Consider the following 14,175-nt stretch of genomic DNA (forward strand, 5'->3'; position numbering starts at 1 on the left):
CCCCGCGCCCCCGCCTTTTCCGTCCCCTCCCCCCTCTCCCCGCGCCCCCGTCGCGCCCTCCCCGAGCCTCGTCGCTCCCCTTGTGCGCCCCCTGCGCGTTTCGGTCAGGGGGCGGCGCCCGCGGGTCAGGGCTTCCCCCGATGTCAGCCCCGGCGGTCGCGGGTGCCGCCGTGACGATGGTGGGGGGTGTCGGGGGGTGCGCGCTTCCTCAAGGGCCGGTTGTTTACCGGTCGGGGCGGCTGAAATGCGGCCGAAGGCACCGCTTCGGGCTGTGGGCGAGGCCAGGATGTGGGGCGGACGGGATGCGGGGAGGCGCGCGTGGCAGTGGGCGGAACGCAGGAGGAGGGGCGGGCGGAGCTGCTCGACCGGGCGGTGGCGCTCAGCCGGGAGTGGCGGGAGTGGGCCGACGGTGGTGAGCGGCCGGACGAGGCCGAGACCGACCGGGTGCTGGCAGGGCTGGCGCAGGCGGAGCAGGACACCGCGGACGCCTGGACGCGGCGGTGGTCACGGACGGCGCGCGGGGCCGTACTGGGCGAGCGGTACCTCGCCGGTGCCGCCGCCGACCCGGCCGGTGACCGAGCGGAGGCGCTGACGCTGCTGCGGGAGGCCCGTGAGCCCGAGCCCGTCACCGAGCAGGAGACGCGGGCCCGGGCCGCCGTCACCAAGCTGCTCATCAGGCTGCTGATACCGAAGCTGCCGAAACTCGCCTTCCAGGGCCGGCAGGACCTGGTCGAGATGCTGACCGTCGGCGCCACCTTCCTGGCCCCCGGCAGCACCGCGCAGCGCGAGGAACTCGCCGAGGTCGGCACCCTGCTCGCCGAACTCGCGGAGACGGGCGACCCGGCCGACCACGCCGAACTGGAACGCTGGACGTCGATCCTGCGGATGATGGGCGCCGCGCAGGACCGCGACTCCCTGCTGGAGCTGGGCGCCTTCGCCACCTCGGACGGAACGATGCCGCCCCAGTTGCAGACGTTCATGGGCGCGGCCATGGAACTCCTGCGGGCGCTGCCCGCCGACACCCCGCTGTCCATGGCGGTGCCGGACGAGGAGATCCCGGGGGAGGTGCTGAAGGTCGCCGACGAACTGCTGCCGCTGATGGAGCTGTTCGCGCCCGGCCTGCTCCACCCGGAGGAGGTGGAGCCGGCGGTCGAGGGGCTGCCGCGCGGCTCCTGGCAGGAGCAGACGACCGCCGGCCTCGCCCGCTTCGGCCTCGCCATGCGCAACGGCGATCCGGAGGGCCTGGTCGGGGCGGCGGATCCGCTGCTGCGGGCCGGACAGGACCAGGACGCCCCCGCCGGCGTGGCGGCCATCCTCCAGGCGGCGCTGCTGTCGGGCGCCTCGATGAACGGCGGCAACCGGGAGGACGCGGCGGCCGCCCGCCGGCTGCTCACCGAGGCCGTCGACCTGGCGGACCTCGCCGCCGGCATGCCCGCGGGGACCGTCGGCCGGGAACTCGTCGACACCGGCCGGGCGCTCCTGGAGTACCAGCGCATCTGCGAGACGCCCGACGACGACCTCGACGCGCTCGACGACATCGGTGAGCGCCTGCTCGACATGCGCCAGGAGCTGACCGAGAACGACGCCTCCGCCGGCGTCGTGCTGTTCGTGCTCGGCTTGTTGCAACTGCGGCGGGCCGTGGCGTTCGGGCGGGCGGGCAGGCCCATCGCACCGCCGCTGCGGCGGGCGCTGGTGTATCTGCGCGAGTCGGGCGACCACCCCGCGCTGCCGGTCGCGCTGCGCGGCATGGTGGCACCGGTGAAGGCCATGACGCGGGCGCTGGAGCAGTACATCGGCGCCGACGACGGCAGCCTCCTGGACGACGTCGAGCAGGTCCGCGCCTCGCTCGGCGGGCCGTCCGTCGTCGTGGACCAGGACATCCGCGCCCGGATGAGCATGTCCCTCGTCCTCGGCATCGAGTACGAGCGGCGGGGCGACCCGGCCGCCCTCGCGGCGGCGGTACGGGAGCTGGAGACGGCCCGCGCGGAGATCGGTGAGAACACCGGGTGCTCCACCGCCCAGGACGTCTACCGCATGCTCGCCGACCACTATCGGCGCCGCGCCGCCCCCGGCGACACCGAACGGGCCCTGGAGGCGACCGAACGGCAGCTGGAGAAGGTCGCCGAGGACGTGCTCCTCCAGATCGGCGCCGAGCACGGCCTGGAGGCGGCCCGCGCGGCCGCCGACCGGGGTGTCACGGCCGCCGTGTGGGCGGCGCAGGCCGGCGACGCGGGCACCGCGCTGCGCGTCCTGGAGGCGGGCCGGGCCCTCGTGCTGCGCGCCGTGGCGGTATCCGCGAGCGTGCCCGAGCAGTTGGCGCAGCACGGCGAGCACGAACTCGCCGCGCAGTGGCAGAACGAGGCCCGCGCGGGCCGGGAACAGGCCGGCGGCTCCCTCTTCGGCACCGACGCCGACACGCTCATCCCCAGCACACTGCGCCGCCGCGCCCTGACGGCCCTGCGGGCGCACTCGCCCGGCGCGACGGCCGGGCCCGGGTGGCAGGAGGTCGCGGACACGGCGCAGGACGCCGGGGTCGATGCCGTGGTGCACCTGCTCGTCGGCCAGGAGGACGGACCCGGCTGGGCGCTGGTCGTGCGCCCCGGCACGGCGCCGCTGCCGCTGGAGCTGCCCGGACTGTCCGCGCACGGACGCGGGCCGCTGGAACGGTACCTGGACGCGGCCCGCGACCGGTCCGTGCTCACCGCGCCCGGGGTGCCGCGCTCGCAGCCGGGCCGCGCGGAGGCGGTGACGGCCTGGGAAGCGGCACTGGAGGAGCTGTGCGACTGGGCCGGGCCGGCCGTGATGGGCCCGGTCCTGGACGTCGTACGGCCCGGGCGGCCGGCCCGGTCCGAGGACCCCGCGCGGCTGGTGCTGCTGCCCGCCGGGAACCTCGGTTCCGTGCCCTGGCACGCGGCCCGGCTCGGCACCCGTGTGGGGGAGCGGCCCGGGTACGCCGTCGACCACGCGGTCATCAGCTACGCGGCGTCCGGCGCCGAGTTCCTGCGCTCCGCCGCGCGCGAGCGGCTCCCGGTGGCCGCCGCGCCGGTCCTCGTCGCCGACCCCCGCCTCACCCTGGCGTACGCGGAGCACGAGGTGGATGGGCTGCGGCAGGTCTTCTACCCGGACGCCCGCTGCTACGGCTACTGGAGCCGCAACGACCACATCGACGGCACCCCCGACGAGCTGCTGCCGCTGCTGCCGGGCGGCGCCGACCCACGGCCCGCCACGCTGGTGCAGTTCAGCGTGCACGGGTTCGCCGGCGGCCGGCCCACCGTCTCGGGTCTGCTGCTGCGCCGGCCTCCCGGGAGCGACGGCGACGACGCGGGCGTCCTCACCGTACGGCGGCTGCTCGGCGCGCCCTCGGCCGAACCGGCCGCGGGGGCCGGGCCGTTGGTGGTGCTCAGTGCCTGCGAGACCGACCTCAGCACCCGCGACCACGACGAGACGCTCACCCTCACCACGGCCTTCGTGGCCCGTGGCGCGGCGGACGTCATCGGCTCCAAGTGGACCGTGCCGGACACCAGTTCGGCCGTGCTGATGTTCGTCCTGCACCATTTTCTCGCCGAAGGGGCGGATCCCGCGCAGGCGTTGCGCCGGACGCAGCTGTGGGCGCTGGACCCGGACCGGCCCGCCGTTCCCGGCCTGACCGGGCCGCTGGCCGCCCGCATCAAGAACAGGCCCGCCCTGCCGGTGGAGGCCTGGGCCCCCTTCATCCACCAGGGCAACCCCGCACCCGTGCGCTCGGAAGGGAACACCGTTGGACACCAATGAGCTGCTGGCCCTGCTCGTCCGGCACCGCGAGGAGCTCAGACAGTGGCTGGACGACGAGCAGTACCAGTACTTCCTGGCCATGCTGGAACGGCTGCGTGAGGCCGGCGCCGACGCCGAGCGGGCCGGCATGGCCGCGCTGGCCGTCGTACGGTCGCTGTGGCCGGTGCCCGACGAGGCGGGGGAGCTGAGCCGGGTGCTCCACTCCGACCTGCGCGGCCTTGTGGAGGCGCCGGTCGCGCCGTCGCGGGACGCGGTACTGGCCGCGCTGGAGGCGCTGTACGCGGCGCCGGCGGCGGGAGAACGCGAGGGACCGCCGCCACCCGAACGGGGCGAGGACACCTCGGGCACTCCGCTCGAAGCCGTTCCCTCCGCAGCTACGGCGGACCCGGCGGGCCCGGACCCGGCTGACCCGGCAGACCCGGTGGTCGCGGCTGACCCGCTGGCCCCGGCGGACCCGCATGCCCCGGTGGACCCGGCAGACCCATTGGTCCCGGCGGACCCGTCGGTCCCGCCAGGCCCGGGGGACCCGGTGGTCGCAGCCGACCCGCCGGCCCCGGTCGACCCGTCGGTCCCGCCAGCCCCGGCCCACCCGGCTGACCCGCCTGCTCCAGCCGACCGGCCAGCCCGGTCGGCCCCGGCCGACGCCGTCGACCCCGTCGCCGTCGTCATCGCCGCCGCTCGGCGGCGGCTGCTCGCCGCGCCGTCACGGGCCGCCGCTCCGGCCGGGACCCCGGCCGCCGGGGCGGGGCCCGCCGACGTCATCGTCCTCACCGACCCCGAGGACGGGCGGCGCAGCCCCGAGTTCCAGTTCGACCCGGAGACCGGGCGCCCGCGCGACATCGTCGTACGGATCAACCGCATGCTGCTCGCCGACATCGACCCCTGGGGCGCCGCCGACTGGTGGCTGGGCGGCAACTCCTGGCTGGGCGGGGCGCCCGCCTCGCTGCTCGGGCGGGTGCCGGACGATCGGCTGGCGGACGCCGCGCTGGCCCTGGTGGGGGAGGACGGCCGATGACGCGGCAGATCCCCCCGGCGGTCACCATGGTCCCCCGGGTCACGGTCCTCCCGGCCGGCGCCCCGCTGTGGCGCTGCCACCGCTCCAGCTACCCGGCCACCGGCTTCAAGGCAGTCGAGGCGCACACCCTGTTCGACGGCAGCCGCTTCGACTGCACCGCCGAGGACCCCTACCCCTACCTGTACGCCACCCGCGAGCCCACGACCGCGCTGGCCGAGGTGCTGCTGCGGTCGATGGACTTCGACCCGGTCGTCGGCACCCGGCTCGTGCCGTGGGCGCTCGCCCGCCGGTACACCCTCAGTCAGGTCGTCACGACCGCCGAGCTGACGCTCATCTCGCTGCGCACCGAGGAGGACCTCGCGGCCGTCTGCCAGACCACCTGGCTGCTCGACTCCGAGCCGGACGACTATCCGCGCACCCGGTACTGGGCGCAGGAGCTGCGTCGGCAGGCCAAGACCGCGCAGGGCCTGCTCTGGCAGTCCCGCCGCCACCGGCCGCGGGAGGCGCTGGTGCTGTTCGGGGACCGCTGCGGCGTCGAGTCCTGTCTGAGCGAGCCGCTGATCAGCCATGACCTCTCCACCCGCTCAGGGGTGTCGGAGGCCAACCGGCTGCTGGTCCCGCTGCGGGCCGCCGTCGTACGGCCGGAGGAGGCCGACTGACCGGGGAGCCGGCTACCCGGCCGGCTCCACCAGCAGCAGCGTGAACGCGCAGTGGCGGCCGAGCCGGACGGTGTCCCCGTCGCCCACCCGGACCCGCCGGCCGGCCTCCACGCGGACGCCGTTGACGAAGGTGCCGTTCGTGGTGCCGCCGGAGGGCTCCGTCAGCCACGCCCCGTCGTCCGGGGTCAGCTCGATGCTGGCGTGACGGCGGGACACGCCCGGCTCGCCGTCGAGGTCCGCGGCCACGGCGGGCGCCCACAGCGGATCGCGGCCCAGGTTCAGCGGGCCGCCGGTGCCGTGCCGCAGGTCGACCGGCGGGCGGGTACTGATCAGCCGCAGATGCCGGACCGACTCCTGGCACTCCGGGCAGGCCGCCGCCCCGCCCGGCACGGTCGCCCCGCAGGACGGGGACCAGCAGGGACGGTCGAACGCGGCGGGGACCTGCGGTGACGGCGCCGGCGGAGGGTCGACCCACTCCGGCGGCTCGGGTCCGAACCTCTCGCCGTCACCGGCGTACCCATAATCACCGTCCCCGCCGTACCCGAAGTCGTCGTCCTCCCGCTCGTCGTCGAAGAAGACGTCGTCCGCGAGGGACTTGTCGACCGGGCGGGGGGTGTCGGGCCCGCTCACCAGGCCGGCCGGCGCTGCTGCGGCCGCTCGGCGGGCTCGGCGTCCAGGGCGAGGTCGACCCTGCCGTCGGGGTGGAGGGTGACGCGGGAGACGGTGACCACCGTGCCCGGGGTCAGGTCGACACCGAGGTCGAACACCCCGCGGGCCAGCGGGTTGATGAGGTGGGTCTCCAGTTTCATGCCGATGCCCCGGCCGCCGTTGTGACGGTCCCGGGTGCAGGCGTCGGCGAGGACCTTCTCGGCCTCGGGCAGCACCCGCAGCCGCAGGCCGCCCTGCCGTTCCATGTGGGCGACGATGTTGCTCAGCTGCCCTTTGAAGATGCGGTGGGCGGTGGGCTCGTCGATGTACTGGAAGACGACGATGTTGCCGCCGAGCCGGTTGAGCAGCTCCGGCCGTTTCAGGGTGTGCTCGAAGTGGTGGCGGACGTTGCCGAGGATCTCCCGCTCGAACCGCGCGCGCTCCTCGGGCGTCTCCGGCAGCCGCTCCTGGCCGCCCCGGGAGGACAGGGGCCGCCCGTCCGTGCCCGACGGGCCGTGCACGCCCAGGTTGGACGTGAAGATCAGGACGCACTCGCTGAAGTACGTCGTCACGCCCTGGCCGTCCGTCAGCCGGCCGTCCTCCAGTACCTGGAGGAACTTGTCCAGGACGCCCTTGTCCGCCTTGTCGATCTCGTCGAAGAGCACGACTCGGAAGGGGTCCTCGCGCACCGCGCGGGTCAGCTCGCCGCCCGCCTCGTAGCCGACGTATCCCGGCGGCGCGCCCACCAGGCGGTCCGCCGAGTGGGGGGCGGAGAACTCGCTCATGTCGAAACGCAGACAGGCGTCCTCCGAACCGAACAGGGTGGTCGCCACCGCCTTCGCCAGCTCCGTCTTGCCGGTGCCGGTCGGCCCGGCGAAGAAGAGCACGCCTCGGGGCCGGTGCACGGACGCCGACGACGCCTGCGCGCCGGACAGGCCGAGCGCGGCCCGCTTCAGCACGTCCAGGGTCTGCGTGACCGCCTTCTCCTGCCCCTGCACCCGGCCGCCGATGTAGGCCTCGCCGTCCCGGATGCTCTCGGCCACCGCGCCGCCCGTCCACGGGTTGCGGCTGACGCCCAGCTCGTAGACGCGCACGGCCTGGTCCATCTCGGCGAACGGGATACGGCGGGCCCGGGCCAGCCGCATGCTCTCCCGCATGGCGCGCAGCGTGAGCCCGCTGGCCGCCCGCGCGAACCGCTCGACGTCCTCGTCCGTCGGGCTCTCCCGGACCGCGTCCTTCAGCAGCGGGCCCACGTCCAGCTCCCGGTCGTTGTGCGGCGCGCCGGCCCGCGCGGCGAGCAGGGCGGCCATACGGCGGCGCTGGCCGAGGTCCGGCAGCGGCACGCCGATGCTGCGCACCCGGACGCTGCTGGTGACCAGCCAGGCGGGCAGGTCCCGTTCGCCGTCCGCCAGCCAGATGACCGGGTTGAACAGCTCGCGGCCCGTCTTGGGGCGGGGGAAGGCCGTCGCCCGCTCGGCGGTCCGCAGACAGTGCAGGAAGAACGTCCGCTCGTCGTCGCTGAGCTGGTTGACCTGGGTGGGGATCCGGGAGGCGTAGTCGACGAGCAGGGCGGCGGGCACCGGCCGCTGGTAGTCGTCGTAGCGGGGATGGTCCTGGGGCGGGCCGGGCCGCTCGCCGGCCCAGCCCTTGGAGAACGACTCGATGACCCGGGCCACCTGGCCGCCGCCCTGCTCGTTCGAACGGCCGGGCAGGCGGCGGGTGTTGCGCTGGAGCACGGTGTTCATGTCCAGCCCGTCATGGCTCCTCAGGACGTCGAACCCGTCCACCGGGTCGTAGCGCAGCAGGCATTTGTACCCGGCGCGCTGGAGTCCCTCCCACAGCAGCTCCACCAGGGGCAGGGCGCGATTGCGCCGGCCGCCGTCGTCCAGGACGTCGGCGACCAGGTGGTCGTCGCGGACGTTGCCGTGCAGCACGTACTGGGCGTGGACGCTGAGCGTGGCGAGGAGTTCGGCCGCGAAGGGCGGCATCAGGGTCTGGGTCACGACGGCCTTGCTCAGACGCGGCGAGGCGGCGGGGAAGCTGGTCAAGGGTCCTCCGGGGCGGTGCGGTCGGGGTGGAGCCGGTCGCCGGTCATTCGTGCGGTCGGGGTGGCGCCGTCGCCGGGCGTCTGTGCGGTGGGGGGCGGCGCCGTCGCCGGGCGTCTGCGTGGTCGGGGCGGCGCCGGTCGTGGCTGTCCGTGCGGTCGGGGTGGCGCCGGTCACCCAGTCGTCTGTGCGGTAGTGGCGGCGTCGTCATCGGTTTTCGGTTCCGTCGGGTAGCGCCGTCACCGGGCGTCAGTCGTCGCGGTGCCGGTGGCGGGGGCCGGAGCCCGGGCGTCTGTTCCCGCGGGTCTGGCTCCGCGCGGCCGACTCGGTGAGGCCCGGCGCCGGTTCGCCGGTCAGGACCTGGCCCCTGGACCAGGTGAACTCCGCCCGGACACCCTCCGTCTCGGTCAACAGGCCCAGCTCGTCCACGTACCCGGCGCTCTCCGCGCACCGCTCGGCGTCCAGGGCCTCCCAGTGGGCGACGACCTCATGGTCGGCGGCCTCCTGCGGGGTCAGCGGGCGGCGCATGGTGAAGACCCGGGCCTGGCCGGTCGCGGTGAGGCGGACCCGCAGCCAGTACCGCCCGCCCCAGGCGGCGGGCGCGAAGTCCCAGTGCTCGGCGTCGGCCCGGGCGTGCACCGAGCCGTCCCCCCAGCGCTCGGTCGCCCGGCGCAACGCGGCCACCAGGTAGGCGCGGTGCAGGGCGGCGGAGCGGGTCACCACGGCCTGCCGCACGGTCCGTTCGTCCGGGCCCGAGGGCGCGACGCCGGTCCGCAGGGCGTGCCGCAGCACGTCGATCGCGGCGGACGCGTCCGGCAGCGGGTCGACGCCCTCGGGCGCGGGCGCCGTCAGCGCCTGGAGGCGCAGCGCGGCGTCCTGGCGGGCGGACTGCGCGCGCCGCGCCCGCTCGGCCTCACCCCGGGCGATGAGCGCGGCCTCGTCCAGGTAGAGCCGCACCGACGCGGGCCGCCGCCGCACCGCCCGCCGGGCCTCCTCCAGGCAGTCGTCGATCAGGTCCCGGCTCTGGCCGGTGAACGCCAGCGGCAGTTCGGCCAGCAGCGCGGCGCCCTCGCGCAGGACGTCCTCCTCGGTGAGGGCGCCCGTCCGCGCCGCCGCCGGTTCCCGCGCGGGCTCCGCCGTCTCCCCGGGCGGCGGGCCGCCGTCGGCGTACCGCAGCAGCGCCTGGCGGCGGCGCTCGCGCAGCCGGTCGTACCAGGCGGTGCTCTCCTGGTCGTCGCCCAGATGGAAGGGCAGGCGCGCGCTGGCCCGGGACGCGCGCTGCGCCTCCACCCGGCGCACGGCCCGCTCGGTCTCGGCCAGCCGCTTCCACAGCAGGTCGAGCGGGACGCCGACGGGCTGCACCGGGGCGGGCAGCGGGGGGTCGCCCGGGCCGGAGGGGTCCAGCCCCAGGACCGTGATCCGGGCGTTCAGGCCGGCCGCGGTCTCCGCCGCGCGCCGCCAGCACTCGCTGCCCTCCGCCAGCGCCATCTGCCGCCGGGCCATGGCCTCCTGCTCGGCGGCGACCTTGTTGTTGAACGCCGCCAGCGCCATCGTGCCGCGCAGCGCGAGCCGGGTCACGAGCAGCGCCCCGCTGAGGTCGGCCAGCCCGATGAGCGCGGGTACGACCAGGTCCTGGAGGTGGTCCGCGACCGCGCCCGACACCTCTCCGAGGGCGTCGCCCACCTGCCCAGCGGCCGCGTCCGTGACGCCCGTGACGTCCGGGACGTCCGGGACGCTCCCGGTGTCGGGCAGGCTCAGCCCCGCCGCGTCGGGCTGGTAGCCGGCCGCCGAGACGTCCGGCATGACGGCGAAGAGGTCGGTTCCGGCGTATCCGCTGCTCACGCCAATCCTCCGGTGGGGGTGTGGGACGGGGGGCGTCGACGGGGACGCGGTGTCCGGGCCGGTGCCGGCACCGGTGCCGCCACCGACGTGAGTGCCGGCGTCAGTACCAGTGCCGGCGTCAATACCAGTGCCGGCGTCAGTACCAGTGCCGGCGTCGCGCCGCCGAGGTGTGCGCCGCTCATGCCGTTCCTCCGGTGGGGGCGTCGGAGGACGACCGGGCGGGGGCGGGTACGCGGGGCCGGGGCAAGCGGCCGCCGCCCGGGTCGGCCGGCGTGCCCAGGGCGCGGCCGCCGCCGCGGGCCTGTGCCAGCTGTCTGTTCCAGGCCCGCACCCGCAGGACCGCCGATACCAGCAGGCCCAGCACGGTCGCGGCCGGCCAGATCCACACCGCCAGCAGGAACGAGCCGAGGACGGTCGCCGCGAGCGCCACCAGGCCGAGGCCCGCCCAGAGGTAGCCGCGCGGGCCGCGGAAGGTCATCCGGCTCGTCAGCGGCAGCGCACGGCGGCTCAGCAGGCCGAACAGCGAGTACCGGGGGTGGTACAGCGGGCCGATGTACCAGGCGGTCCAGCACTCCACGGCGAGCAGCGCCGCCAGCGACGGCACGCTCAGCAGCCAGGCGAGGAGCACGGTGGTCTGCGGCGCCCGGTCGGCGACATCGGCCAGGCCGACCAGGAAGGCGTGCGGGAAGAACAGCAGCAGCGCGCCGCCGGCGGCGCGGCCGAGCACCACCGGCAGCTCCAGCCGACGCTGCACCAGCCGCTGATGGCGCGAGCGGGCGTCGGTGGCCGCGAGCCGCCGCTGCCGCTCCCGGGCCAGCCGTGTCTCCCGGGCCTGCGCCACGGCCAGCGGATGCAGCCGCACCACGAGCAGCAGCCGTACGGGCTCGTCGGCGCGCTCGGCCAGGCGGGCGAACCAGGGCACCCGGGCGGGCAGCGCGCGCAGACCGCGCTCCAGCCGCTCGCGCAGCGTCCGCGTGGCCGCCGCCGGGGCCGCGGCCAGATGCAGCAGCTCCGCCGTCAGGGCCGGGCCGGCGCCGGTCGCGGCGTGCAGCGCCTCCCGGTCGTCGGCCAGTTCGGGAATCTGGCTGAGCCGGGCGGTGGCCGTCTCCCACTGCTCGTGCAGGGCGTGCCAGCGCCGCTCGACGTGGTCCAGCTCCTCGCCGCCGCGCCGCCGGGACAGCCGCGACAGCAGCCGGTGCTCGAAGAGCTGGGTCATGACGTCGACGCACTGCCGGTCGCCGTCGGCCGCCCGTCCGGCGAAGACCACCAGGTCGCCCACGCCCAGCGGGATGCCGCGGTAACCGGGCTCCAGGTGCGGGGCCATCCAGCCGATCAGGTCAATCGGCATCCCCGGGTCGGGTCTGCGCCGCCGCAGCTCCGTCAGCAGCCCGTCGAGGGCCTCGGCCCGCTCGGGGTCCCTCTCGGGGCGGAACGCGGCGAGCCAGCGGGCCAGCCGCTCCCGCTCCTTGATCCGGCTCAGCCGGCGGATCATGGTCGGCCAGTCGGCGTCGAACTCCTCGCCCAGCCGGGCGGGTTCGGTGAAGGTCCGCCCGGCGTGCTGGAACGGCGGCACCCCCGACGGCCCGCCCGCCGGCCCGGCACCTCCAGCCCCGGCCCCCGCCGCCGTACCGGGCGCGTACGCCGGTGCCGAGACCACCTCGGGCGTGCCGCCCGCCAGCCACTCGGCGACCTCCTCGGTCCCCCAGCGGTCCTCCGGACGCGGGGTCAGCAGCCCCCGGCACAGCAGCCGGACGTGCGGGTCGGGGATGTCACCCAGCTCCACGGCACCGGCCTGGACCGCCTCCATCACCGACGCGGGCTGGTGGTGCTCGATCGGGTGCCGGCCGCGCGCGGCCTCCGCGACGACCATCCCCAGCGACCACCAGTCGTCCGCCGGCCGCACGATCTGCAACCGCAGCAGCGCCTGCGGGGAGGCGTACCGCGGGGTGCCCGCCCAGGCGCCGTTCGCCTGGCGGGGGAACCGGCCCGCGAGCGAGATGCCGTAGTCGATCAGCACCAGTCCCTCGGCGGGCCGCGCGTAGTCGCCGAGGACGAGGTTGGACGGCTTGACGTCCCGGTGCACCACGCCCGCCGCGTGCAGCGCGGTCAGCGCCCCGTGCAGCCGGCGCACCAGCGCCCGCAGCTGCTCGGACGAGAGCGCGCCCCGGTCCCGCAGACGGGTCGCGAGGTCCGTGCTGCCGTGCGAGGGCAGCACGTGGTACGGCGCCCCCCGCGCCCTGCCCTGCTCCAGGACGTACGACAGTCCCTCGTGTGACGGCCGGGACAGCAGCAGCCGGGTCACCTCCTCGTCGGGGGCGGCCTCGGGGTGGAACCACTTCACCACCCGCTCGGCGTCCGGACCCTCGGCCTCCTGGTCGATGACCCGGAACACGGCGGCCCGCAGCTCGGCGGAGCGCCCGTCCTCGTCGGCCCGGTGCACGGTCCGCTCACCGCGCCGCGGCAGCCGCTCCCGCACCAGGAACCGGCCGGCCAGCGAGGGCGGCAGCCTGCTCGGGTCGCCCCGCGGATCGGGCGCGGGTATTCCACCGGCGGACGGCTCCGGTTCGAACAATGTGGGCGGCACCAGGCCCTCGTCGGGACCACAAGGACCACCACCGGGATCGGCGGGAAACGTCATGTGCATTCACCTGCGGACGGAAAGGACCCTGCGGTCCGAGAAGGGAAAATGAATTCGGATACGTATGCGATTTCGGTCGGGATCGGCCCCCGTGGCCACCGCCCCCGTAATTGCCCGGTACGACGGCACGCCGAGAACTCGCGGCGGAGACGAACGGCGACTCCCACGGCCCGCCGTTCCGTTCCACCGCGCACTCCCTGAACACCCGGCGCTCCCGGCACGGGCGCGGATATGTTGACCGGCATGAACCCTGATGGTCTGCCGGACCGTGCCGACCTCGTACAAGAACTGCGCGCCCTGCGCCGCGGGGGCCTGCCCGCGTTGCAGACGCTGGTGCCCGAGGGACTGCGCGCGGTCGCTTTGCACGCCGGGTACGCCGTGGGCGAGGACGACCTGGCCGACGGGGCGGAGCGGCTGATACGCGCGGCGGCCGAACGCCTCGGCACCGACGACCTCATCGGCCGTGCCGCCCACTGCACCTTCGGGCTGCTGCCCGGCCGCCGCGGCGCTCCCGCCTCCGACCGGCGCCGGGCGGCCGCCCAGGTCTACGGGGTGAGCGACGAGCGCTTCCGGCACAGCCAGGAGAAGCAGGTCGTCGAGCAGCTCGCCGGAGCGGTGCTCGCCGAGGCCCGCGAGCCCGGCGCGCGCTCCCGGCGCACGGCGGTGCCGGGCCGCAGGCCGGCCCGGACGCCCGAACCGCTGCCCGCCCACGTCCCGCACACCGGCCTGCCCGGCCGGGCCGGGAGCCACCCGGTGACCGTCCACATATCGCCCATGGAGCTGCTGCGGGACATCGACGTCCTCGTCTCCTCCGAGAACGTCCACCTGGAGATGTCCAAGTCGTTCCGGCCGACCGTCTCCGGTTCGCTGCGCCGCGCGGCCGTCGTGGGCTGTTCCCCCGAGGGCCCGGTGACGGACGTGCTGGCGGAGGAGCTGGCCGCCTGGGTGCGGGCCCGGCCCGGAGTGCTGCCGCTGAAGCCGGGGACCGTGGTGCCCACCGGCCCGGGCGCCCTCGCCGACCGCGGGGTGCGGCGCGTCTACCACGCGGCCCTGGCCGTGCCCGACGGCCGCGGATATCGCGTCGACCCGCAGAGCATCGCCACCGCGGTCGCCGCCTGCTTCGCCCGCGCCCGCCGGGAACGCGCCGACGGCCTGCCCGGTCTGCGCTCCCTCTGCTTCCCGCTGCTCGGCGCGGGCCGGGGCGGGCTGGAGCGCAGGACCAGCGCGGAGTGGCTGATCTGGTCCATCGAGGACGCCCTCACCGCCGACCCCGACTGGACCGTCCACGTCGTGACCCGGTATCCGGAAGTGGCCCGCCTGTTCGAGGCGGAGCCGTAGCGCGCCACGCCCCCACCGACCCACCGTCGCCCTCACCCCGGCCCCCCGCCACCCGCGCGCCCCTGTGACGGCCGCAGCCCGCCGCCCGTGCGGTCCCGTCATGGGCGCTGCCCGGCGCCCTTTCGTCCCCGCCATGGCCGTCGGCCGCCCGTGCGCCCCCGTCACGGCCGCTGCCCGCAGCCCTGTCGTCCCCGCCACGGCCGTCGCCCGCCCCTCGCG

Annotated in this window: 8 protein-coding genes; 4 read left to right on the forward strand and 4 right to left on the reverse strand. The window is 76.0% G+C overall.

Translation table 11 applies throughout. The annotated features are described in order from the left end of the window. Window positions 1–318: 318 nt before the first annotated feature. The 3 genes from ALMP_RS17540 to ALMP_RS17550 are packed head-to-tail and all read left to right on the forward strand — an operon-like array spanning window position 319 to window position 5,445. A complete protein-coding gene (locus ALMP_RS17540) occupies window positions 319–3,771 on the forward strand; it encodes a CHAT domain-containing protein (protein ID WP_264929278.1) in 3,453 nt (1,150 codons plus the stop codon). Further along, window positions 3,758–4,786: a hypothetical protein gene (locus ALMP_RS17545; RefSeq protein ID WP_264929279.1), complete on the forward strand. Its 1,029-nt coding sequence runs from the start codon at window positions 3,758–3,760 to the stop codon at window positions 4,784–4,786. Before ALMP_RS17540 ends, ALMP_RS17545 begins: the two co-directional genes overlap by 14 nt. Then, the gene (locus ALMP_RS17550; RefSeq protein WP_264929280.1) at window positions 4,783–5,445 is read left to right on the forward strand and encodes an RES family NAD+ phosphorylase; all 663 of its coding nucleotides are present in this window, start codon (window positions 4,783–4,785) and stop codon (window positions 5,443–5,445) included. The genes ALMP_RS17545 and ALMP_RS17550 overlap by 4 nt, the downstream gene beginning before the upstream one ends. Window positions 5,446–5,457: 12 nt before the next feature. Here the strand turns inward: ALMP_RS17550 and ALMP_RS17555 are convergent, their stop codons facing one another. The 4 genes from ALMP_RS17555 to ALMP_RS17570 all read right to left on the reverse strand — a co-directional run bounded on the left by ALMP_RS17555 (window position 5,458) and on the right by ALMP_RS17570 (window position 12,618). Then, the gene (locus tag ALMP_RS17555) at window positions 5,458–6,075 is read right to left on the reverse strand and encodes an FHA domain-containing protein (RefSeq protein ID WP_264929282.1); all 618 of its coding nucleotides are present in this window, start codon (window positions 6,073–6,075) and stop codon (window positions 5,458–5,460) included. Further along, entirely contained in the window at window positions 6,072–8,141 is a 2,070-nt protein-coding gene (locus ALMP_RS17560) for an AAA family ATPase (protein WP_264929284.1), read from the reverse strand. The genes ALMP_RS17555 and ALMP_RS17560 overlap by 4 nt, the downstream gene beginning before the upstream one ends. A gap of 246 nt (window positions 8,142–8,387) precedes the next feature. Beyond that, complete coding sequence (locus tag ALMP_RS17565) at window positions 8,388–9,980, reverse strand: hypothetical protein (protein WP_264929286.1); 1,593 nt, start codon at window positions 9,978–9,980, stop codon at window positions 8,388–8,390. A gap of 178 nt (window positions 9,981–10,158) precedes the next feature. After that, window positions 10,159–12,618, reverse strand: a complete 2,460-nt coding sequence (locus tag ALMP_RS17570) for a protein kinase (protein ID WP_264929288.1) — start codon at window positions 12,616–12,618, stop codon at window positions 10,159–10,161. A 243-nt stretch (window positions 12,619–12,861) separates the two neighbouring features. Between ALMP_RS17570 and ALMP_RS17575 the strand changes: the two genes are divergently transcribed. After that, a complete protein-coding gene (locus tag ALMP_RS17575; protein ID WP_264929291.1) occupies window positions 12,862–13,956 on the forward strand; it encodes a macro domain-containing protein in 1,095 nt (364 codons plus the stop codon). Window positions 13,957–14,175: the final 219 nt, after the last annotated feature.

Source organism: Streptomyces sp. A012304 (assembly GCF_026008495.1).
Taxonomy (GTDB): Bacteria; Actinomycetota; Actinomycetes; order Streptomycetales; family Streptomycetaceae; genus Streptomyces.